The sequence below is a fragment of the Hydrogenophaga pseudoflava genome (assembly GCF_004353865.1).
Taxonomy (GTDB): domain Bacteria; phylum Pseudomonadota; class Gammaproteobacteria; order Burkholderiales; family Burkholderiaceae_C; genus Hydrogenophaga; species Hydrogenophaga pseudoflava.
Genome location: NZ_CP037867.1, coordinates 939,959 through 960,892 on the forward strand (window position 1 = coordinate 939,959; position 20,934 = coordinate 960,892).

20 protein-coding genes and 1 tRNA gene are annotated in these 20,934 nt (G+C 67.6%); 12 read left to right on the forward strand and 9 right to left on the reverse strand.

What is annotated here, in order from left to right:
* Positions 1-1,135: 1,135 nt before the first annotated feature.
* The 5 genes from HPF_RS04645 to HPF_RS04665 all read right to left on the reverse strand — a co-directional run bounded on the left by HPF_RS04645 (position 1,136) and on the right by HPF_RS04665 (position 9,148).
* Positions 1,136-1,210, reverse strand: a tRNA-Arg gene (locus HPF_RS04645).
* A 39-nt stretch (positions 1,211-1,249) separates the two neighbouring features.
* Complete coding sequence (locus HPF_RS04650) at positions 1,250-5,143, reverse strand: translocation/assembly module TamB domain-containing protein (RefSeq protein WP_133155881.1); 3,894 nt, start codon at positions 5,141-5,143, stop codon at positions 1,250-1,252.
* On the reverse strand, positions 5,143-7,071 hold the full coding sequence (locus tag HPF_RS04655) for an autotransporter assembly complex protein TamA (RefSeq protein WP_079364511.1): 1,929 nt from the start codon (positions 7,069-7,071) through the stop codon (positions 5,143-5,145). Before HPF_RS04655 ends, HPF_RS04650 begins: the two co-directional genes overlap by 1 nt.
* Before the next feature lie 6 nt (positions 7,072-7,077).
* Complete coding sequence (locus tag HPF_RS04660; RefSeq protein ID WP_133155882.1) at positions 7,078-8,265, reverse strand: vWA domain-containing protein; 1,188 nt, start codon at positions 8,263-8,265, stop codon at positions 7,078-7,080.
* A 28-nt stretch (positions 8,266-8,293) separates the two neighbouring features.
* Positions 8,294-9,148 carry an AAA family ATPase gene (locus HPF_RS04665; RefSeq protein WP_066158648.1) on the reverse strand — a complete coding sequence of 285 codons (855 nt, stop codon included), beginning with the start codon at positions 9,146-9,148 and terminating at the stop codon, positions 8,294-8,296.
* 127 nt (positions 9,149-9,275) lie between these two features.
* On the opposite strand from HPF_RS04665, the gene HPF_RS04670 reads away from it, so the two are divergent.
* Positions 9,276-9,944, forward strand: coding sequence for a c-type cytochrome (locus HPF_RS04670; protein WP_066158645.1), 669 nt, complete (start codon positions 9,276-9,278; stop codon positions 9,942-9,944).
* Positions 9,945-9,991: 47 nt separating this feature from the next.
* Here the strand turns inward: HPF_RS04670 and HPF_RS04675 are convergent, their stop codons facing one another.
* A complete protein-coding gene (locus HPF_RS04675; RefSeq protein ID WP_066158643.1) occupies positions 9,992-10,429 on the reverse strand; it encodes a DUF1841 family protein in 438 nt (145 codons plus the stop codon).
* Between the two features lie 38 nt (positions 10,430-10,467).
* On the opposite strand from HPF_RS04675, the gene pcaF reads away from it, so the two are divergent.
* The 4 genes from pcaF (at position 10,468) to HPF_RS04695 (ending at position 13,601) form a co-directional block, all read left to right on the forward strand.
* Positions 10,468-11,670, forward strand: coding sequence for a 3-oxoadipyl-CoA thiolase (pcaF, locus tag HPF_RS04680; protein WP_079364513.1), 1,203 nt, complete (start codon positions 10,468-10,470; stop codon positions 11,668-11,670).
* On the forward strand, positions 11,667-12,431 hold the full coding sequence (locus tag HPF_RS04685; protein ID WP_066158636.1) for a sulfite exporter TauE/SafE family protein: 765 nt from the start codon (positions 11,667-11,669) through the stop codon (positions 12,429-12,431). Before pcaF ends, HPF_RS04685 begins: the two co-directional genes overlap by 4 nt.
* 30 nt (positions 12,432-12,461) lie before the next feature.
* Positions 12,462-13,079: a ParA family protein gene (locus HPF_RS04690; protein WP_066158633.1), complete on the forward strand. Its 618-nt coding sequence runs from the start codon at positions 12,462-12,464 to the stop codon at positions 13,077-13,079.
* A gap of 66 nt (positions 13,080-13,145) precedes the next feature.
* Positions 13,146-13,601 (forward strand): MaoC family dehydratase, encoded by a 456-nt coding sequence (locus HPF_RS04695; protein ID WP_079364514.1) that lies wholly within the window; start codon positions 13,146-13,148, stop codon positions 13,599-13,601.
* Positions 13,602-13,608: 7 nt separating this feature from the next.
* Here HPF_RS04695 and HPF_RS04700 read toward each other — a convergent pair whose 3' ends face one another.
* The 3 genes from HPF_RS04700 to HPF_RS04710 all read right to left on the reverse strand — a co-directional run bounded on the left by HPF_RS04700 (position 13,609) and on the right by HPF_RS04710 (position 15,170).
* Positions 13,609-13,932 (reverse strand): hypothetical protein, encoded by a 324-nt coding sequence (locus tag HPF_RS04700; RefSeq protein ID WP_079364515.1) that lies wholly within the window; start codon positions 13,930-13,932, stop codon positions 13,609-13,611.
* A gap of 154 nt (positions 13,933-14,086) precedes the next feature.
* Positions 14,087-14,560, reverse strand: coding sequence for a tRNA (uridine(34)/cytosine(34)/5-carboxymethylaminomethyluridine(34)-2'-O)-methyltransferase TrmL (trmL, locus tag HPF_RS04705; RefSeq protein WP_079364755.1), 474 nt, complete (start codon positions 14,558-14,560; stop codon positions 14,087-14,089).
* A gap of 94 nt (positions 14,561-14,654) precedes the next feature.
* Positions 14,655-15,170, reverse strand: coding sequence for a ComF family protein (locus HPF_RS04710; protein WP_243721681.1), 516 nt, complete (start codon positions 15,168-15,170; stop codon positions 14,655-14,657).
* A 287-nt stretch (positions 15,171-15,457) separates the two neighbouring features.
* Between HPF_RS04710 and HPF_RS04715 the strand changes: the two genes are divergently transcribed.
* From HPF_RS04715 to HPF_RS04740, 7 genes are all read left to right on the forward strand, one after another.
* Positions 15,458-16,363: a biotin synthase gene (locus HPF_RS04715; protein ID WP_133155884.1), complete on the forward strand. Its 906-nt coding sequence runs from the start codon at positions 15,458-15,460 to the stop codon at positions 16,361-16,363.
* Positions 16,364-16,520: 157 nt separating this feature from the next.
* Positions 16,521-16,985, forward strand: coding sequence for a DUF2244 domain-containing protein (locus tag HPF_RS04720; protein WP_133155885.1), 465 nt, complete (start codon positions 16,521-16,523; stop codon positions 16,983-16,985).
* A 110-nt stretch (positions 16,986-17,095) separates the two neighbouring features.
* Positions 17,096-18,283, forward strand: a complete 1,188-nt coding sequence (coxB, locus tag HPF_RS04725; protein ID WP_079364518.1) for a cytochrome c oxidase subunit II — start codon at positions 17,096-17,098, stop codon at positions 18,281-18,283.
* A 40-nt stretch (positions 18,284-18,323) separates the two neighbouring features.
* Positions 18,324-19,943: a cytochrome c oxidase subunit I gene (gene ctaD, locus HPF_RS04730; RefSeq protein WP_066158620.1), complete on the forward strand. Its 1,620-nt coding sequence runs from the start codon at positions 18,324-18,326 to the stop codon at positions 19,941-19,943.
* Between the two features lie 8 nt (positions 19,944-19,951).
* A complete protein-coding gene (locus HPF_RS23850; RefSeq protein ID WP_241559655.1) occupies positions 19,952-20,065 on the forward strand; it encodes a cytochrome oxidase small assembly protein in 114 nt (37 codons plus the stop codon).
* A 21-nt stretch (positions 20,066-20,086) separates the two neighbouring features.
* Positions 20,087-20,698: a cytochrome c oxidase assembly protein gene (locus HPF_RS04735; protein ID WP_133155886.1), complete on the forward strand. Its 612-nt coding sequence runs from the start codon at positions 20,087-20,089 to the stop codon at positions 20,696-20,698.
* A complete protein-coding gene (locus HPF_RS04740; protein WP_066158616.1) occupies positions 20,695-20,904 on the forward strand; it encodes a DUF2970 domain-containing protein in 210 nt (69 codons plus the stop codon). The genes HPF_RS04735 and HPF_RS04740 overlap by 4 nt, the downstream gene beginning before the upstream one ends.
* Positions 20,905-20,934 lie beyond the last annotated feature (30 nt).

Genomic DNA, 20,934 nt, shown 5'->3' on the forward strand with positions numbered 1-20,934 from the left:
TGGACTTAGCGCCGATTCGGGCATTTGTCCCCGGTGTCCCCGGTGTTTTGCGGTCACACCCGGATGGCACCCAGCCCGACAGCCCGCCCCAGCCGGCCGCCTGTGGGCTGCGCTGGGGCTTGGGTCTCATGTCTTGCGGCCTACCCATGCGGGCGCCTGTCGCTGGCCGTCTGGTGGGTGTCCTGGGGCTTCGCTGGCCCATGGCTGGGGGCTGGCATAGGTGCAGGCTATAGGACCGGGGGGCGGGTAAAAGTCTGGACCCGCATACCGGAAACCGACCGGTTAGACAGATTTTTACGTGCGCGAGTTTTGGGAGGGGGGGTACCCCCTGAATAGGATTTGCCTATGCCGGCCGCCCTTGGCCGTGCGGCCTGGCTGCACAGCGAGGGCAGGGCCGCCGAACAAGACGCCGGCCTTTTCAATGCGCCCGCGCATCATCGGCGCACGCTTTCGCACCGCTTCGGCCGGTAACGGAAACTCAAAATGGGCGCCCCACATGATCGCGGGCCGGCCCCCCCCGAGCTGGGGACAAGTCACCAGCACCAGCGGCAAGCCCTCGCCCTGGTGCACCTGATCGGCCACGCCAGCACCTGGGCGAGCGGCCAGCAGCACCACGGCGCCGGCCCTGTTGCCGGCCAGCCCCGCGACCTCGACCAGGGGGGCGCCCCGCGTGATCGCGGGCCGGTGCCCCCGAGCTGGGGGCAGGTCACCAGCCCCAGAGGCAGGCCCTCGACCTGGTGCACCTGATCGGCCACGCCGGCACATGGGCGGGCGGCCAGCAGCACCACGGCGCCGGCCCGGTTGCCGGCCGGCCTGACGACCTCGACCAAGTGGGCGCCCCGCGTGATCGCGGGCAGGTGCCCCCCAAGGTGGGGGCAGGACACCAGCCCCAGCGGCAAGCCCTCGACCTGGTGCACCTGATCGGCCACGCCTGCCGGGTGATACCCCGTGATACGGGTATCACGAGCCCCTACAAACACATGCCCCCAGATGGCCGATCTGTGCCCCCGAAAATGCCCCCTGTTGCCCCCGGATGTTGCTAGACTCTCACGGACCCTAGCGCACTATCTCAAGGGCTACGCCAGAGGGAGAAACAAAAAAGCCGGAAGGCTTTAAACCGTTCCGGCTTTCGGTTTGGTACCACCAACAGGAATCGAACCTGTATCTAGCGCTTAGGAGGCGCTCGTTCTATCCATTGAACTATGGCGGCTTGAGAGAGCCCGCATTGTATGTGCGGCGCCCGGGCGCTTCAGTCGTAGCGGTGGGTGAAGATCAGGTCGATCGCGTTCTCGGTGCCGGCGCGGGCGCGCAGGGTCAGTCGGCGCGAGAGGTCGTACAGGATGGAGACCGTGCTCATGGCGCCGGCCAGGCTCTGTTCGTAGCTCAGGTAGAGGTCGCTGGAGAGGCGCTTGCCCAGCGTGAGGGCCGCCCCTGTGGTGGTGCCGTCGGCGCTGGTGCCGGAGCCGGAGAAGCCGATTTCGTCGATGCCCAGCGTGCGCGCCAGCGCACCGTCCAGCGGCTCGCCGCCGCTGGAGAGCAGGCGCCGCGCCGCCTGCTGCAGCACGAAGGCCTGCGCCCCGGCGGCCGAGGCCGGGCGACCGAGCACCAGCCAGGCCAGCTTGTCGCCGTCGGGCAGGTCCGGGTCGGCGAACAGGGCCACGCGCGGGGCCTGGGCGTTGCCGCTGAGCTGCACCCCCACGCGCTGGTTGGTGTTTTCGGGCAGCACGCGCACGGCGCGGATGTCCAGCGCCGGGTCGTCGTAGGGGCCGGTGAAGCGCAGCACGCCCGACTCGATGCGCAGATTCTGGTCGTAGGCGCGGAAGGTGCCGTTGACGGTGCGCACCTCGCCCAGCACGCGCGGCGTCGGCAGGGCGGGCGTGGCGCGCAGGCTGAGCTGCCCTTCCAGCCGCGCCTCCAGGCCCTGGCCGCGCACCTCGAACTGCGGCCCCAGGTCCAGCGTGACCGACACGTCCGGCAACACGCGCTGGCCGGTGCCTTCGGGCACGGGCAGGTCGCGCGTGCTGCGCACCACCACGTCGTCGCCCAGGCTGGGCGTGCTCTCGTCGGGCAGGATGAACAGGGCCGAGTCGGCCTTGAGCTGGCCGCGCAGCTGCAGCAGGCGGCCGTCCAGCGTGGCAGTGGTTTCGCCCGAGAGCGTGAGGCGGCGGTCGGGGCGGCTGGAGATGCGCAGGCGCTGCGCCTGGGCCTTCAGCTCGATGTAGGGCTGGCGCAGCAGGCTGCCGGGCACGCTGCGCCACTCGGCCTGGCCGCTGGCCTCCAGCGTGCCGCCGCTGGCCGCGCCGCCCGGGCCCTGCAGGCTGAAGCGGTCGACGCGGATGCGCTCGCCCGCAAGGGTGGCGCGGAGCTGCCCGTTGGTGAAGGCGATGCCATCGACGACGGAGCGCAGGGCCAGCTCGTCGGCCTGCAGGCTGCCGCTCCATGCGGGCGATCCGCGCGTGCCGCCCAGGCGGGCGTCGGCGCTGAGCGTGCCCTGCATGCGCCAGCCGGGCGGCGCCAGCAGCGACCACACCCCCACCTGCGGCAGCCGCACCTGGGCCGAGCCGCTGAGCGGCGCGCTGGCGGGCCACCAGCGTTCGAGCGGGTCGGCGCTGTCGCCAGCGCCACTGCCGAGCGTGCTGGCGAGGTCGGCGCTGGCCTGGCCCAGGCGTTCGGTGTCCCAGCGCAGCAGCGCCTGCAGCCGCCGGTCCTGCACGTTCAGGCTCAGCCTCGCGTCCTGCACACCGGCCGACAGGGGCGCGTCCGGGCTGCCGTTGCCGCCGTTCCATCGCAGGTCGCCGCTGCGCCGCTGCAGGCTGGCCGCCAGGGTGAACGGGGCGGACGGGTTCGTGGGCAGGCGCAGGTCCCAGTCGCCGTCGAGCACCAGGTCGCCGGCCAGGCCGTTCGAGGCCAGCGGGGACGGCGCGGGCCCCAGGGCCGCGAACGACTCCAGCCAGGGCAGCGACAGGCCCTGCAGCCGGCCCCGGGTGTCCAGCGTCTGGGCTTGCCAGACCAGGCGCTGCCAGTCCAGGGTGAGCGGGGTCTGGGGGGCGGCTGTGGTGCCGGGCAGGGGGCTGAGCGCCAGCGCGCCGGTGCCTGCGTCCAGCGCCAGCCCGGTGGCCGGGTCGATGGTCCACCCCAGCCGCAGCGGCGTGGTGCTGTCCAGCCGCCAGCCGGGCGTGCGGGCCGATGCCGTCTCGGGGTTCAGGCGCAGCTGCAGGCGGGACAGGTCGAGCCGGCCGCCCGTGGAGGCCACGCCCAGCTGCCCTCCCGCGTCTAGGCCCAGCCGCCAGCCGGCGGTGGTGGCGCTGCCGGCCGCGTTGAGCGCGAGGGCGTCCAGCGGGCCGGCGGCGCTCAGCGCCAGGCCTTCGATGCGCAGCGGTGCGGCGCCGTCGCCGCCCTGCCAGCCGAGGCCGGGCAGGTTCAGCGTGGCCTGCAGCCGGGGTGGTGCCACCGGGGTCACCGGCGCTGATGGGGATGTGGACGCCGCAGCCGGTGCCGGCCAGCCCAGCGCGGCCAGCCCGCCCGACCACTGCACCCGGGCGCTGCCGCCGTTGTCGGCGCGCAGCCGGTCGAGCGAGGCCAGCATGTCGCGTGCCGATGCGCTCCACACCGGCAGGCTGCGCAGGCCGCGCGCCCAGTCGAGCAGGCGGGGCGTGTTGTCCAGCCGCGCGCGCAGGTCGCCTTGTCCGCTGGCGTGGGCGGCCTGGCCGTCCCAGTCCAGCCGCGCCCCGGGCAGGTCCAGGCCCCAGCGGCCCTGCAGGCTGCGCTGCGCCGGCTCCAGCCGGCCCAGGCCCTGCAGCCGTGCGCCCACCGCGCCCAGCTGCGCCTGCAGGTCGACGGCGCCGGCAGGTGCGGGTGAGGGGGCGGCGCGCGCGCTGGCCTTGCCGTCGAGCACGCCGGGCGGCAGCGTGCTCCAGAGCCGCGTGGACTGCACACCCTGGACCTGCAGTTCGCCTTGCCAGTCGGTGAGGGCCGATGCCCCCTGGCCAGCAGGGCCCGCTGTGAACGAGGCCTGGCCTTGCAGGGTGCCGCCGCCCAGCCGCGCCTGCAGCCCGCGCACGGTCCAGCGCCCGCCGCTCTGCAGCACCTCGGCCTGCAGCTGCTGCAGCGGCAGGCCCTGCTGGTCGGCGGGCTGCTCGCGGGCGTTGGTGAGCTGCACCCTGGCGCGCCAGCCGTCGCCTTCGGGCTGCGCCTGCAGCTGCCCGCTCAGCGCTGTCACCGGCGCGGTTGGCCAGAGCATGGCGAGGTTGAGGGCGCGCGCGTTCACGTCGGCGCTGTGCAGGGGCTGGTCGGCCCAGGGCAGCACGCGGGCGGTGAGCGACAGGGTGGTGGCGTCCGGGCCGGTGGCGCCGTCCGCGGGTTGGGCCTGGGCGCTGATGTCGAGCGCGGCGCCCACACCGGCCAGCGTGCCGTTGGCGCGCGCCTGGGCCTGCAGCTGCAGCGCAGGCCCGTCGGGCACGCGGCCCTGCACCTCGCCCTGCAGCGCCAGCGCCAGGGGCAGCGGGGCCTGCGCGCCCAGGTTGAGCTGCCCGCGGTAGCGCCCGTCGGCCCACTGCAGCGAATCGAGGCGCAGGCGGTGCGCGGCGGTCACGCCCGGCGTGTCGGGCAGGGCGGGTTCGTCCATGGGCGTGGACAGCGCGGCGTAGCGGTAGTGCCCGGCGATGTCCGTGGCGCTCAGCGCCTGCCGGCCCGTGAGCTCGAAACGCTGCAGCGAAAAGCCCAGGCTCAGCGGCAGGGGCAGGCTCAGGTCTGCCAGTGGCTCGCTCGGCGTGGGAGGGCGCTGGTCGTCCACCCGCAGGCTGCGGATGGCCAGCGACGGGATGTGCAGGCCCCGGCCTTGCAGCGCGTCGGTCCACAGCGCGTCGCCCCATTGCAGCGCCACGCCCTCGGCCTGCACCGTGAGGCCGTCCTGCGACCAGCGCAGGCTGCCGATGCGCCCGCCGCCGCGCAGGCTGCCTTCGACGTTGTCGGTCTGCAGGCGGCCCGGCGAAGCGTCCGCCTCCTGGGTCCAGCGTCCGGCCCAGGCCAGTGCCTGCGCGAGCGAACCGGGCGTGCCGGCCCATAGCCAGAGCGCGACCACCGCCGCGAGCAGCAGACCCAGCGCGCCGCCCGCCAGCCACAGCCCGGTCCGAAGCGCGCGCATCAGAAACTGAACCCCACGTTGAGGTGGACGCGCAGGCGCTTGGGCCCCAGGCCATAGGCCAGGTCCAGCTGCAGCGGGCCCACCGGGCTGTTGTATCGCAGCCCGGCGCCCACGCCCACCTTGGGGCTGGTGTGCGAGGGCTGGTTGGTCACGATGCCCGCGTCGGCAAACAGCACGCTTTCCCAGTCGGTGCGCACGCCGCCGCGCCAGATCGGGCGCTGCCATTCGAAGCTGGCCACCGCCATGTAGCGCCCCGGCGCGACGCTGCCATCGGCCTGGGGCACACCGATGTCGCGCAGGCCGTAGCCGCGCACCGTGTTGTCGCCCCCGGTGAGGAACAGCTGCGTGTCGGGAATGCGGGCGGTGCTGTCGGCCAGCAGTGCGCCACCCTGCAGCCGAAGGGCCAGCCGGCCGAGGCGGCTGGGCGGCGGGGCGGTGGTGGGCTCGCGCGTTTCAGCGGTGGCGGTCCAGGCGCCGAGCCCGCGGTCCAGCGGCCAGTAGCCCAGCCAGCGCGCCTGCGTGCTCAGGAACGGTTTGCGCTCACTGCCAAGCGTGGTGCCGGCGCCCAGCGTCAGGCCCAGGCCGTAGCCGCTCTGGGGAAAGGGCAGCTGGTCGAAGCGGCGCCAGGTCCAGCCGTAATTGACCGAGACGGCGGCCTCGTTGCCGTCGGACGAGAGGCTGGCGAGCGCGGTGTTCACGGTTCGCGCGCGGTCGTATTGCACGAAGTAGCGCCGGTCCATGCGCGGGCTGTTTTGCGCCTTGCCCAGGCTCAGCCGCAGGCTGGAGACGGTGTTGTCGCCATCGGTCTGCCGCGCCAGGCGTCCGCCCGTCAGCCAGTGCCAGCCATCGTCCTCCACCGGCGCGCTCCAGTCGGTGGACAGCAGCTGGTCGTGGCGCTCCAGCTGCAGCTTGCTGCGCGCCTGCCAGCCCAGGAAGGGCATGCGCAGGTGCTGGTGTTCGGCCGAGAGGCGCGGGCCGTTGTTGGTGCTGCCGCCGATGCCCAGCACCACCTTCTTGAGCGGCGCTTCGCGCACCTGCACCACCACCGGCGCCGGGGCGTCGGCCTCACCGGCAGCGTCCAGGTCCACGTAGGCGAACACCGAGCTGTAGTAGCCGGTGTCGGCGATGTGCTGCTGCGCGTCCTGCAGCCGCGACAGGCTGTAGTCGGCGCCCGGCCGCAGACCGGCCAGCCGCACCAGGCGCTCGACCGTGCGCGGGTCGTAGCGCTCGGCGCCGTCCACCCGCACCTCGCCGATCCGCACCGGCGCGCCCGAGTCGAGCTCGATGTGCCAGTGCGCGGCGTGGCCGGTGGCGTCGATGTCGCTCAGGCTGTTGGCAATGCGCGCGCGCGGGTAGCGCTCGGCAGTGAGCAGGCGCAGGGTGTCGGATTTGGTGCGGTCCCAGGCCGCCTGCGAGAAGGGCTGGCCCACCGCCTGCTGGCTGCGCCGGCGCACGGCCTCGCGCTGTTCCTCGGCCGCGGCGTGGCGGGCGATGTCGCCGCTGAAATAGACCGCCGAGGACGCCACCTGGGTGGCCGGGCCGGGCTCGATGCGGATCAGCACCTCGCCCAGCGCCGGGCCGCCCGGTTGGCGGGTGACGGTCACCTCTGGCGAAAAGAAGCCCTGCGTGCCCAGCAGCTGCCGCAGGTTGTCAGGCGCAGCGATCAGCAGCCGGTCGAGTTCACCGCTGTCCAGGTCCGGCAGGTGGCGGTAGCGCTGCAGCTCGATGTGGCGCAGGAGGAAGGCCTGCAGATCGCCAGGCGCCTGCAGCGTGATCGCAAAACGCTCGGGCGCGGCGCTTGTGTCGCTGGCTTCGGGGACGCTGCCCGGTCCGGGCTCCGCCGCCTGCAGCGGCATGCCCAGGAACAGCAGCGACAACAGACAAAAAAGCCGTGTGGAAGCCACACGGCGCCGGGAGGTGAGGGTCATGCAGGCTTATTTCGAGAGCATTCTCATCGTGTCCTCCAGCCCCTTGAGGGTCAGCGGGAACATGCGCTGCCCCACAAGTTGCTGGACGATGCTGATGCTCTGTCGATACTGCCACACGCCCTGAGGTTCCGGGTTGATCCAGGCAAATTTCGGGAACGCGTGTGTGAGCCGTTGTAACCACTCCGCACCCGCTTCCTCGTTGTTGTATTCCACGCTGCCGCCGGGCTGCAGGATCTCGTAGGGGCTCATGGTGGCGTCGCCCACGAAGATCAGTTTGTAGTCCTTGTTGTACTTGCGGATGATGTCCCAGGTCGCGAACTTCTCGGCGTAGCGGCGCTTGTTGTTCTTCCACATGAAGTCGTAGACGCAGTTGTGGAAGTAATAGAACTCCAGGTGCTTGAACTCGGCCTTGACGGCGGAAAACAGCTCCTCGACGCGCTGGATGTGCTCGTCCATGGTGCCGCCCACGTCCATCAGCAGCAGAACCTTCACGTTGTTGTGCCGCTCCGGAATCATCTTGATGTCCAGCCAGCCGGCGTTGGCGGCGGTGGCGCGGATGGTGTCGGGCAGGTCCAGTTCGAGGTCGTGGCCCTCGCGCGCGAACTTGCGCAGGCGCCGAAGGGCGACCTTGATGTTGCGCGTGCCCAGCTCCTGCGTGTCGTCGTAGTCGCGGTAGGCGCGCTGGTCCCACACCTTCACCGCCGACTTGTTGCCGCCCTTGCCGCCGATGCGGATGCCCTGCGGGTTCTTGCCGCCATGGCCGAAGGGCGAGGTGCCGCCCGTGCCAATCCACTTGTTGCCGCCCTCGTGCCGCTCCTTCTGCTCTTCGAGGCGCTTCTTCAGCGTCTCCATCAGCTCGTCCCAGTCCATTTTGGGCGCGTTGGCGATCTGCTCGTCGGAGAGGAGGCGTTCCATCTCCTGGCGCAGCCAGTCGGCGGGAATCGGCTTGCTGAAGTCCGCGATCATCTCCACGCCCTTGAAATAGGCGGCGAAGGCGCGGTCGAACTTGTCGAAGTGCTTCTCGTCCTTGACCAGCGCGGTGCGGGCCAGGAAGTAGAAGTCGTCCATGGTGCAGGCGTCCGGGTTGGTCGGCCCGACCACGTTGGCCTGGAGCGCTTCGAGCAGCGTCAGGTACTCCTTGACCGAGACCGGCAGCTTGGCCGAGCGCAGGGTGTAGAAGAAGTCGATCAGCATGACGGACTCCCGTTGACGAGCAGGGGGCTCACCGGTTCCGCTGGTTCATGAACACCAGCTTTTCAAACAAGGTCGTGTCCTGCTCGTTCTTGAGCAGGGCACCCACCAGCGGCGGGATCGACACCTTGTTGTCGGCGCTCTGCAGCGCTTCGAGCGGAATGTCCTCGGCCATCAGCAGCTTGAGCCAGTCCAGCAGCTCGCTGGTGGATGGCTTCTTCTTCAGGCCCGGCAGGTTGCGCACGTCGTAGAACGTCTTCATCGCCGCGGTCAGCAGCTCGTCCTTGAGCGTGGGGAAGTGCACGTCCACGATCTTCTTCATCGTGTCGGCATCGGGGAACTTGATGTAGTGGAAGAAGCAGCGGCGCAGGAAGGCGTCGGGCAGTTCCTTCTCGTTGTTCGAGGTGATGAACACCAGCGGCCGGTGTTTGGCCTTGATGAGTTCGCGCGTTTCGTAGCAGTAGAACTCCATGCGGTCGAGTTCGCGCAGCAGGTCGTTGGGGAACTCGATGTCGGCCTTGTCGATTTCGTCGATCAGCAGCGCCACCGGCTGGTCGGCGGTGAAGGCCTGCCACAGCACGCCCTGCACGATGTAGTTACGGATGTCCTTGACGCGCTCGGCGCTGTCGGCGGTGTTGAGCTGGCTGTCGCGCAGGCGGTTCACCGCGTCGTACTCGTAGAGGCCCTGCTGTGCCTTGGTGGTGGACTTGATGTGCCACTGCAGCAGCGGCATGTCCAGCGCCTGCGCCACCTCCTCGGCCAGCATGGTCTTGCCGGTGCCTGGTTCGCCCTTGACGAGCAGCGGGCGTTTGAGCGTGATGGCGGCGTTCACGGCCAGCATCAGGTCCTGGGTGGCGACGTAGTTTTCAGAGCCTTGGAACTTCATGGAGGGGGCGGAGAAGGGCGGTGGATGGGCCTGTGGGTCAGGGTTATCAATAAGCCGTTATTGATGGTCAAGTCTATATAATCGTCTGTTGATTTTTATCAATCGTTCACTTCATTGTGCTTGCAAAATGACCCATCCGCTGCCTACGTTCGCCCGTACTGTTGTCGCCGCTGCGACCCTTCTTGCAGCGGTTTCGGCTGCCCAGGCGCAAGGTGTGACCGGCTCGGCTGAGGCCGGCCAAAAGAAAGCTGAAATGTGCATTGGTTGCCACGGCATCAAGGGCTACCAGAACAGCTTCCCCGAGATCCACAAGGTTCCCAAGATCTCGGGTCAGTCCGACAAGTACATCGTCTCCGCGCTGACCGCCTACAAGAAGGGCGACCGCAAGCACCCTTCCATGCGCGGCATCGCCGGTTCGCTGAGCGAGCAGGACATGGCCGATCTGGCCGCGTTCTATTCGGCACAAGCTGGCGCCGCGCCCGCGGAGACACCCAAGACCGCGAGTGCAGCCGCCGCCGCACTGATCCAGAAGGGTGCCTGCGCCTCCTGCCACGGCGCCAACTTCGCCAAGCCCATCGATCCGAGCTACCCCAAGATCGCCGGCCAGCATTCGGACTACCTCTACGTCGCGCTCAAGTCCTACACGGTCGAGGGCAACAACGTGGTCGGTCGCTCCAACGGCGTGATGGCCGGCATTGCCAAGCAGTTCAAGCCCGCCGAGATGCGCGAGATCGCCAAGTACCTGGGTTCGCTGGACGGCGACCTGCAGACGGTGCCGCAGTCGCGCTTCCGCTGACCTCTGACCTCCCATGAAAAAGCCGCTCATCGAGCGGCTTTTTTGTTTCAGTCCTGGGTGGCGCGTCGGCGCACCTGGTCGATGTAGGCCTGCCCGTCCGGCGGGCGGCCCGAGCGCTGGCTCTCCCAGATCATGCGGCCCAGGCATTCCATCACCTCGTGGTGGGCGGCGTGCAGGTCGCCGCGGCGCGCGGTCAGCAGCTCCACCGCTTGGCGGATGCCCGGGGGCTGGTCGATGCTGCACTGCTCGCTGATCGACAGGTGCATGGACAGGTGCAGGAACGGGTTCTCCTGCCCACCGTCGCCGGGGGTGCCCATCTGCGCCAGCGCCGCGTCGACATCCGAGAGCGCGGCGTGGTACTCCGGGTGCTCGGCGATCCACTGGCCGGCCAGCATCTCGATGGCCTCCATGGCCTCGCCGGACTGTTGTTTGGCGTGCACGGCACAGAAGAAGCGCCGGACATCGGCTTGGGACGGACTGAACATGGATGCATTATCCTGCATGTTTTTCGAGGAGACACACCATGCCACAGGCATTCATCTGCGACGCCATCCGCACCCCCTTCGGCCGCTACGGCGGCGCCCTGTCCTCCGTGCGCACCGACGACCTCGGTGCCATTCCCCTCAGGGCGCTGATGGCGCGCAATCCTTCGGTGGACTGGGAAGCCGTCACCGATGTGCTGTTCGGCTGCGCCAACCAGGCCGGTGAAGACAACCGCAACGTCGCCCACATGAGCAGCCTGCTGGCGGGGCTGCCGCTGGAGGTGCCGGGTGCCACCATCAACCGCCTGTGCGGCTCGGGGCTGGACGCGGTGGGCACGGCCGCGCGCGCCATCAAGGCCGGCGAAGCGGGGCTGATGATCGCCGGCGGCGTGGAGAGCATGAGCCGCGCGCCGTTCGTGATGCCCAAGGCCGAGAGCGCCTTCAGCCGCGCCAACGCGGTCTACGACACCACCATCGGCTGGCGCTTCGTCAACAAACTGATGAAGGAGAAGTACGGCGTGGACTCCATGCCCGAGACGGCTGAGAACGTGGCGACCGATTTCAAGATCGAGCGCGAAGCCCAGGACCGCATGGCCCTGGCCAGCCAGATGCGCGCGGTGGCGGCGATCAAGGCCGGGCACTTGGCGCGCGAGATCTGCCCTGTGAGCATTCCGCAGAAGAAGGGCGATGCGGTGGTGGTCGACACCGATGAACACCCGCGAGAGACCAGCCTGGATGCACTGGCCAGACTCAACGGTGTGGTGCGTCCTGACGGCACGGTGACGGCCGGCAACGCCAGTGGTGTCAACGACGGTGCCTGCGCCCTGCTGCTGGCCGACGAGGCCACGGCCGCGAAGAACGGCCTGACGCCCAAGGCCCGCATCGTCGGCATGGCCACGGCCGGGGTGGCGCCGCGCATCATGGGCATCGGCCCTGCGCCGGCCACGCAGAAGGTGCTGGCCCAGACCGGGCTGACGCTGGAGCAGATCGACGTGATCGAACTCAACGAAGCCTTTGCGGCCCAGGGCCTGGCTGTCCTGCGCCTGCTGGGGCTCAAGGACGACGACGAGCGCGTGAACGCCTGGGGCGGCGCCATCGCGCTGGGCCACCCGCTGGGCGCCAGCGGCGCGCGCCTGGCCACCACGGCGGTCAACCGCCTGCACGCCACCGGCGGACGCTACGCGCTGTGCACCATGTGCATCGGCGTGGGCCAGGGCATTGCGCTGATAGTCGAGCGCGTGTGAGCGCGCTGCCGCTGATCACCGATCCGTTCTTCTACGCGGTCTCGATCCCGGCGGTGCTGCTGCTGGGCGTGAGCAAGAGCGGCTTCGGTGCGGGCTTCGGTTCGCTGGCTGTGCCCATGATGGCGCTGGCGGTCACAGTGCCGCAGGCGGCGGCGATCCTGATGCCGGTGCTGCTGGTGATGGACCTGCTGGGCATGGCGGCCTTTCGCAAGGATGTGGACCGGGCACTGCTGAAATTCCTGCTGCCGTTCGGCCTGGCCGGCATCGTCCTGGGCACCGTGTTGTTCCGCGTCCTGGACGCCCGGGTGGTGGCCGGGGTGGTGGGGCTGGTGACGCTGCTGTTCCTGGCGCAGCGCCTGCTGTTTCCGCCCCGCGCCGACAGCCCGCCACCGCCGAAATGGCTGGGCGCGATCCTGACAGCCACGTCCGGCTTCACCAGTTTCATCGCCCACGCGGGCGGGCCCCCGATCAATGCCTATGTGATTCCGCTGAAGCTCCGGCCGGTGCTGTTCACAGGCACCATGGCCTTTTTCTTCTTCTTCATAAACCTGTCCAAGTGGATTCCGTACGCCTGGCTGGGCCTGCTGGACTGGCGCAACATGGCCACCTCGCTGGCATTGCTGCCATTCGCGCCGATCGGGGTGTGGGTGGGTGTGCGCATCGCGCACCGCATCAACCAGGCGCTGTTCTACCGCATGGTCTATACCGGCATGTTCCTGACCGCGGTGAAGCTGCTCTGGGATGCACGCCCGTTAACATAGCCGGCGTTCCATGCACCCGAGGAGGTCCGTATGCCGGTGGTGGTGATCGCAAATCCGAAGGGAGGGGTGGGCAAGTCCACCCTGTCGACCAACGTGGCCGGCTACCTGGCCAGCCGCGGCCACGCCGTGATGCTGGGCGACGCCGACCGCCAGCAGTCGTCCGCGCTCTGGCTGAGCCTGCGCCCTGCGGCCGCCCGCCCGATCCGCTCGTGGGAAGTGTCGGGCGACCATGTGGGCAAGCCGCCCAAGGGGACGACCCATGTGGTGCTGGACACGCCCGCCGGCCTGCACGGTTCGCTGTGCAAGGAAGCGCTCAAACACGCCGACAAGGTGCTGGTGCCGCTGCAGCCGAGCATCTTCGACATCTACGCCACGCGCGCGTTTCTTGACGAGCTCGCTCAGTCCAAGCACGCGGGGCATCTGCAGGTGGGCATCGTCGGCATGCGGGTCGATGCCCGCACTATTGCGGCCGACAAGCTGCACGAGTTTGTCGATGGGCTGGGGCTGCCGGTTCTGGGCTACCTGCGCGACACGCAGAACTACATCCACCTCGCCGCGCGCGGGCTCACGCTGTTCGATGTGGCGCCCAGCCGTGTGGAAAAAGACCTGGAGCAGTGGCGCGGCATCTGCGACTGGCTGGACCGCTGAACCCGGTCCGGCGCTGTCGCGGTGCCGACAGTGCCTTTCAGGGTCCTGGACCTAGAGTCGGCCTCCATGAGAAGCTTTGACACCCTCGACGAACTTGCGGCCTGTGTGGGTCAGGAAGTGGCCACCAGCGACTGGGTCACCGTGACCCAGGAGCAGGTCAACCGCTTCGCCGACGCGACCGGTGACCACCAGTGGATCCATGTGGACGTGGAGCGCGCGCGTGCGGGCCCCTTCGGTGCACCGATCGCGCACGGCTTCCTTACCCTGTCGCTGCTGCCCGTGTTTTTCGACTCGGCGTTCGAAATCCGGCAGGGCGGCATGGGGGTGAACTACGGACTGAACAAGGTGCGCTTCACCTCACCCGTCCCGGTGGGCAGTCGCCTGCGGGCGCGCATGACGCTGTTGACGGCCACCCCGATCGAAGGCAATGGCCTGCAGATGGCCTGGTCGGTGGCCATTGAGCGCGAAGGGGCCGAGAAGCCGGTGTGTGTGGCCGAAGCCTTGGTGCGGCGCTATCCCTGAGCGTCGCTCAGCGGATGCGTCCCAGCTGACGGGCGTCGACCCAGCCTTCGAACACCGCCAGGAGTGCGTTGATCCGCTCGGCCGCCACCGTCTGGCTGGTGGCTTGGGAAATGAGCTGGTAGGCGTCGTTGCGCAGCAACCAGAGATCCTGCACGGTCTGCGTTTGCTCGATCTTGTGCCGCAACCGGTGCACGGAGATGCCGTCGCAGTCCGCCACGGTCTGCAGCAGGGCAGACCGGATGACCTGAAGATCTTTTAGGCTCGGCACGGCCTTGGCCCCCTTGCCGGGCGCAGCCTTGCCTTTGAAGAGCTTGGTCAGCGTCGCAATCAAAAAAACCTCCGGGCTGCCCGCAGGGGCAGGACGTCTACACAATACAGCAAGGGAGTATGTGCCGCATGATGCGGCGGACAAACGAACCCGCGTATTGTGGTTGACCGCAACCCCCAAATGTGGGGTGCGTCCCTCAGCAAAGAAGTGATATGCATCACGGTTTTGTTGCTCCGAATCCCTGTTGGCGCCACGCTTCGTAAACAAGCACCGCCACGGCGTTGGAAAGATTGAGGCTGCGTTGGCCTTCCAGCATGGGAAGCCGCAACTGCCGTTCTGCGGCGAAGTGCTCGCGCACGCTGGTCGGCAGCCCCTCGGTTTCGCAGCCGAAGACCAGCCAGTCGCCGGGCATGAAGCGCTGGGCATAGGCCTGCCCCTGTCCCCGGGTGGTGAGGGCGAACATGCGCTCGCGAACCGGTTGGGCGGTGTCGAGGAACTGTGTCCATGAGGGGTGGCGCTGGACACTGGCGTATTCGTGATAGTCCAGTCCGGCCCGGCGCATCTGCTTGTCGTCCATCGAGAAACCCAGGGGCTCGATCAGATGCAGATGGCATCCCGTGTTGGCGCACAGGCGGATCACATTGCCCGTGTTGGGCGGGATCTGCGGTGTGACCAGGACAACGTGGAACATGGGGCGAGGCGCTGCCTTCAACGCGGTGACCGGTGGGCCGGCCTTGTCTTCTACCCCCTTGGTGGGCGCGATCATAAGCGCATATGGAGCGGTGTCATCGACCAGTCTCCCCGTCTTGTGCCGCCTGTGGCGTTCGCGCCAAAACCAGGGCCCGAACCTCGGTGGCGCCGGCATGGCGAAGCGCCAGTCCTGCATGATGCAAGGTAGCGCCCGTGGTGCGCACGTCGTCAACAAGGACCACCCGCTTTTCTGCCAGCCTTGATACCACGAGGGGGTGGACCACGAATGCGCCTCGCAGATTGACCAGTCGCTGCGCGCGCGTGAGGCGGTGCTGGTCCGACGTGTCACCCAGGCGCACCAAGGCCTCCGCCATGGTCTGGAGGCCGGTGCGCCGACCGATCACTCGGCACAGCTCCCAAGCCTGGTTGTAGCCCCGCTCGGCCAGCCGGGCTGGTGTCACGGGCACCGGCACCAGCAACATGTCGGGCGCAAGGAAGTCCTGCCTAGAAGCGCATTGCACCATCAGGTCCCCGAGCGGTCCGGCCCAGCCCGGTTCGTTGCGAAACTTGAACCGGCCAATCAACCCGTCCCACGGGAACAGGTAGTCCACGGCGGTCAGGCATTTTTGCACGGGTGATGACCCTGTCGCCGTCAGGCATTCGCCGCACAGCGCAGCATCTTCTGCGAGCGGCCGGGCACAGCACTGGCAGCGACCGAGGGGCGGTGCATGGCGCTGGCGACACGCGCGACAGACCGGCGCCGCCGGCCAGCTGCCACAGACCTGGCAGACGGAGGGCAGCCCGGGCATCCGGTGCAGCAAAGCGGTCAAAACTCCCATGCGGCCAATATACTGGCGCGCCTCCGCCAGCCGGCCTCCACCCCTGTCAACCCATCTCCGTGACCAACCCGACCGAAGAATCGCCTGTGCCCGGGCTTGATCCCGTCGCAGCGCGGCGCTGGCTGCTTCGCTCGCATGCGGCCAGCCCCTGGCTGCACGAAGAGGTGGCTCGGCGCATGATCGACCGCCTTCAGTGGTTCCGGGAGCAGCCGGCCAGCTGGTTGCACTGGGAGCCTTTGGTGGGTGGGCTGGAGGCGCATCGCGCGCTTGCGGCGCGACTGCCGGACGCCCGCTGCCTGGTGTCCGCAGAGGACCCGCGCGTGCCCGGGCGCTTGCAGGGCGGGGTTGGTCGGTCGCTGCGGTCGCTCCTGGGCTGGGGCGGGTCCAGCGCACCCAGTGTCGCCACCGCAGACACCCGGGTGGCAATGCTGTGGGCCAATATGGTGCTGCACCAGGAGCCCCGCCCCCAGGCCCTGCTGCGTCGCTGGCACGGGCACATCGATGTCGGCGGATTTCTGATGTTCTCCTGCCTGGGGCCCGACAGCCTGAGCGAGCTGCGGGGCGTCTACCAGGGCCAGGGCTGGCCATCACCCGCCCACAGCTTCACCGACATGCACGACTGGGGCGACATGCTGGTGCAGGCGGGCTTCGCCGAGCCCGTGATGGACATGGAGCGCATCACGCTGACCTACAGCAGTGCGGCGGCCATGCTGGACGATTTGCGCAGCTTTGGTCGCAACCTGGGAGCGGCTCGGTTTCCTGCGCTGCGGGGGAGCGGGTGGCGCGCGCGCATCGAGTCTGCCATCGAGCAGCACGGGCCGCGCGACAGTCATGGGCGCCTGACCCTGGGGTTCGAGATCAACTATGGGCACGCGTTCAAGTCGGCGCCCCGGCCCAAGGCAGGTGACAGCCAGTCGGTCTCGGTGGACGAGATGCGGGCCATGCTGCGAAAACGGCGCAGCTGATCGGCTGCCAAGGCGCGTCCCAGATGCCGTACAGCGGGCGGTGGGCGGTTTCTGGTCGCTACAATTGACATAAATCAAACTCCGCACGCCGATTCTTCGGCAGGCGTAATCCCATGTCGGACGCTCCCGGCGCATCCGGTTGTGTCGGAGACACAACATGTATCGCCTCGCAAGCGTCACCGCGGACGGGACTCACTGGGTGCTGAGGCGCAACTGTTCGGTCACGCCACAGCAACTGGGGGTGATGTACGCGCTGTTGAGTGCGCTGTCCCTGGTGGTGGCTGGGTTCTTCTGGACCCACGGCGCCTGGATGGTTTTGCCATTCTCCTTGGTGGAGCTGGTGGCGGTTGGCGTGGCCTTTCTGGCCTATGCGCGCCATGCGACCGACAGTGAGCACATCTGTGTGAGCTGTGGTCGGCTGGTGGTGGAGCGGGAGGACGCCGGCCGGTTGCTGCGTGTCGAGTTTGCGGGCCATGCCGTCAGCGTGGATGCTCCGTCCGGTCACCAGTCGCTGGTGTCGGTGCGGGGTGGAGGGCGTTCGGCGGAAGTCGGGCGGTATGTGAGGGCCGAGTTGCGGCCGGTGCTGGCCCAGGAAATCAGGCGGGCACTGCAGGGGTCATGAAGCTGGTGTGGGTATTCCCTGAGAGGGCGTTCAGGGTGTTTTTGGTCTAATTGGATTGATATAAATCAATACTTATATTTGAGGCGTTCAACGTGAGTACGACAAGACAGATGGGTGATTTCCTGCGCCAGCGTTCCGGTGGCCTGCGTGCGACGACTTCTGCCTGGATTCTGGGCTCCTCGGTCTGGCTGGCCGAGGCGGCCCATGCGGTGAACGACTTGCCCGGTGGTCCGGCGGTCAACCAGCTCAACTTTGCCCCGCCTGCCACCAAGATCGCAGAAGAGCAGCACTGGCTGCACTGGTTCATGATGGCCATCTGCTCGGTCATCTTCGTGGTGGTGTTCGGGGTGATGTTCTATTCCATCCTCAAGCACCGGAAGTCGGTGGGGCACAAGGCGCAGGAGCTGCCCGAGCCGATCTGGGTCGAGCTGGGCTGGACCATCGTGCCGCTGCTGATCGTGATCGGCATGGCCCTGCCGGCCACCAAGGTGCTGGTGGCCCAGAAGGACACCACCAACAGCGACCTGACCATCAAAGTCACGGGCATGCAGTGGAAGTGGGGCTACGACTACATCAAGGGAGAAGGCGAGGGCATCGGCTTCCTCTCCACCCTGGACAACAGCCACCGTGAAATGTCCAACAGCGGCAAGCCGCCCGCCACGGACGACTACCTGCTGAAGGTGGACAACCCGCTCGTGGTGCCCGTGGGCAAGAAGGTCCGCATCATCACCACCGCCAACGACGTGATCCACGCCTTCATGGTGCCGGCTTTCGGCATCAAGCAGGACGCCATTCCGGGCTTCGTGCGCGACACCTGGTTCCGTGCCGAGAAGACCGGCGACTTCTATGGCCAGTGCGCCGAGCTGTGCGGTAAGGAGCACGCCTACATGCCGATCCACGTCAAGGTGGTGTCCGCCGAGGAGTACACCCAGTGGGTCGAGGGCGAGAAGAAAAAGATGGCTGCTGCTGCAGACGATCCCTCCAAGGTCTGGAACCTGGCCGACCTGGTCAAGCGCGGCGAGTCGGTCTATGCCGCCAACTGCGCAGCCTGCCACCAGGCCAATGGCAAGGGCGCCGGTCCGATCAAGGCGCTCGATGCATCCCCCATCGTGCTGGACGCTGACAAATCCAAGCAGATCGCTGTTCTGCTCAATGGTGTCAACAACGGTGCCATGCCGGCCTGGAAACAGCTGTCCGATACCGAGATCGCTGCCGTGATCACCTACACCAAGAACAGCTGGTCCAACAAGACCGAGCAGATCGTGCAGCCCGCCGACATCGTCGCGGCCCGCAAGTGACGCGGACCCAGAACAGATTGAAATTCTCAAGGACTAGAACATGAGTGCAGTACTGGATCCCCACGACGCTCACGCGCACGACCACGATCATCACGCCCCCGCCGGCTGGCGCCGTTGGGTCTACGCGACCAACCACAAGGACATTGGCACGCTGTACCTGCTGTTCGCCTTCACCATGCTGATGGTGGGTGGTGTGCTGGCCCTGCTGATCCGCGCCGAACTGTTCCAGCCCGGCCTGCAGCTGGTCAATCCCGAGCTGTTCAACCAGCTCACCACCATGCACGGCCTCATCATGGTGTTCGGCGCCATCATGCCGGCCTTCGTGGGCTTCGCGAACTGGATGATCCCGCTGCAGATCGGCGCGTCCGACATGGCGTTCGCGCGCATGAACAACTTCAGCTTCTGGCTGATGATCCCGGCAGCGATCATGCTGGTGGCCTCGTTCTTCATGCCCGGCGGCGCCCCGGCCGCCGGCTGGACGCTCTACGCGCCGCTGACCCTGCAGATGGGTCCCTCGATGGACGCCGGCATCTTCGCCATGCACATCCTGGGTGCCTCGTCCATCATGGGCTCGATCAACATCATCGTGACCATCCTGAACATGCGCGCGCCCGGCATGACGCTGATGAAGATGCCGATGTTCTGCTGGACCTGGCTGATCACCGCCTACCTGCTGATCGCCGTGATGCCCGTGCTGGCCGGCGCCATCACCATGACGCTGACCGACCGCCACTTTGGCACCAGTTTCTTCAACCCCGCCGGCGGCGGTGACCCGGTGATGTACCAGCACATCTTCTGGTTCTTCGGCCACCCGGAGGTCTACATCATGATCCTGCCGGCCTTCGGCATCGTGAGCCAGGTCGTGCCCGCCTTCGCGCGCAAGAAGCTGTTCGGCTACGCCTCCATGGTGTACGCCACCGGCTCCATCGCCATCCTGTCCTTCGTCGTGTGGGCCCACCACATGTTCACCACCGGCATGCCGGTGACGGGTCAGCTGTTCTTCATGTACAGCACCATGCTGATCGCCGTGCCCACGGGCGTGAAGATCTTCAACTGGATCGCGACCATGTGGAAGGGCTCGATGACCTTCGAGACGCCCATGCTGTGGGCTGTCGGCTTCATCTTCGTGTTCACCATCGGCGGTTTCACCGGCCTGATCCTGTCGATGGCGCCGATCGATATCAACTTCCAGGACACCTACTACGTGGTGGCCCACTTCCACTATGTGCTGGTGGCCGGTTCGCTGTTCGCCATGTTCGCTGGCATCTACTACTGGTTGCCCAAGTGGACCGGTGTGATGTACAGCGAAGGCCGTGGCAAGCTGCACTTCTGGTGGTCGATGATCTCCTTCAATATCACCTTCTTCCCGATGCACTTCCTGGGTCTGGCCGGCATGCCGCGTCGCTACGCCGACTACCCGATGCAGTTCGCTGATTTCAACGCCATCGCGTCTGTGGGTGCCTTTGCGTTTGGTCTGGCCCAGGTGTACTTCTTCCTGTTCGTGATCGTCCCCGCGATGCGCGGCGTTGGCCCCAAGGCGGTTCAGAAGCCCTGGGATGGCGCCGAAGGCCTGGAGTGGGAAGTGCCGTCCCCGGCGCCTTTCCACACCTTTGAAAACCCGCCAAAGCTGGACGCCACCGCCACCAAGGTGATCGGCTGAGCACGTCCATGACCTCGACCGAACAGAAAAAACAGAACCAGCGCCTGGGCCTCATCCTGGCCTCGGTGGCGCTGGTGTTCTTCCTGGGCTTCGTCGGCAAGATCGTGCTGCTGGGCGGCTGAGCCGTTCCGGGAGAGCATTCGATGGGTCTGAAACGAGAGAACCTGAAGATGGTGGGCAAGCTCGGCGTGATCACGCTGGGCATGTTCGCCTTCGGGTATGCGCTGGTGCCGCTGTACAAGGCCATCTGTGAAGCCACGGGCATCAATGTCCTCGCGCTGACCGAGCGCACGGTGCCCGGTGCCCAGCCCAAGGTGCTCAACACCCAGGTCGACAGGTCGCGCACCATCACGGTGGAGTTCGATGTCAACGCACGCGGGCCCTGGCACTTCAAGCCGACCGTCCGGACACTGCAGGTGCATCCGGGCGAGTTGACCACCGTGCTCTACGAGTTCCAGAACATCCAGAACCGCACGATGGCGGCGCAGGCGATTCCCAGCTACGCACCGACGCAGGCGGCCTCCCATTTCAACAAGCTCGAGTGTTTCTGCTTCACGCAGTACACCCTCGCGCCTGGTGAGAAGAAAGAGTGGCCGGTGGCCTTCGTGATCGATCCGAAGCTGCCCAAGGACGTGACGACCATCACGTTGTCCTACACCTTCTTCGAGGTGGGCGGCAAGGTGCCCGCGGCGCCGCAAGGCATGGTCGGTCGCGCGCCGGCGCCTGTGGCCGTGACCAGTCAGGGGGCCGTGTGAGCACGCCCCCGGTCCACAAACGCAAGGGCTCGGTCATGGACACCGTGAAGGCGGTGCTCTGGGGCTTTCTGGGAATCCGTCGCCAGGCCGACTATCAGCGCGACATCGCCCGCCTCAACCCGATCCACCTGATGGTGGTGGGGGTGTTGATGGCCCTGGCGTTTGTCGGCATCCTGATCCTGATCGTGAACTGGGTGGCTGGCTGAACCAGTCATCCGAATCAAACAGTTTTATTC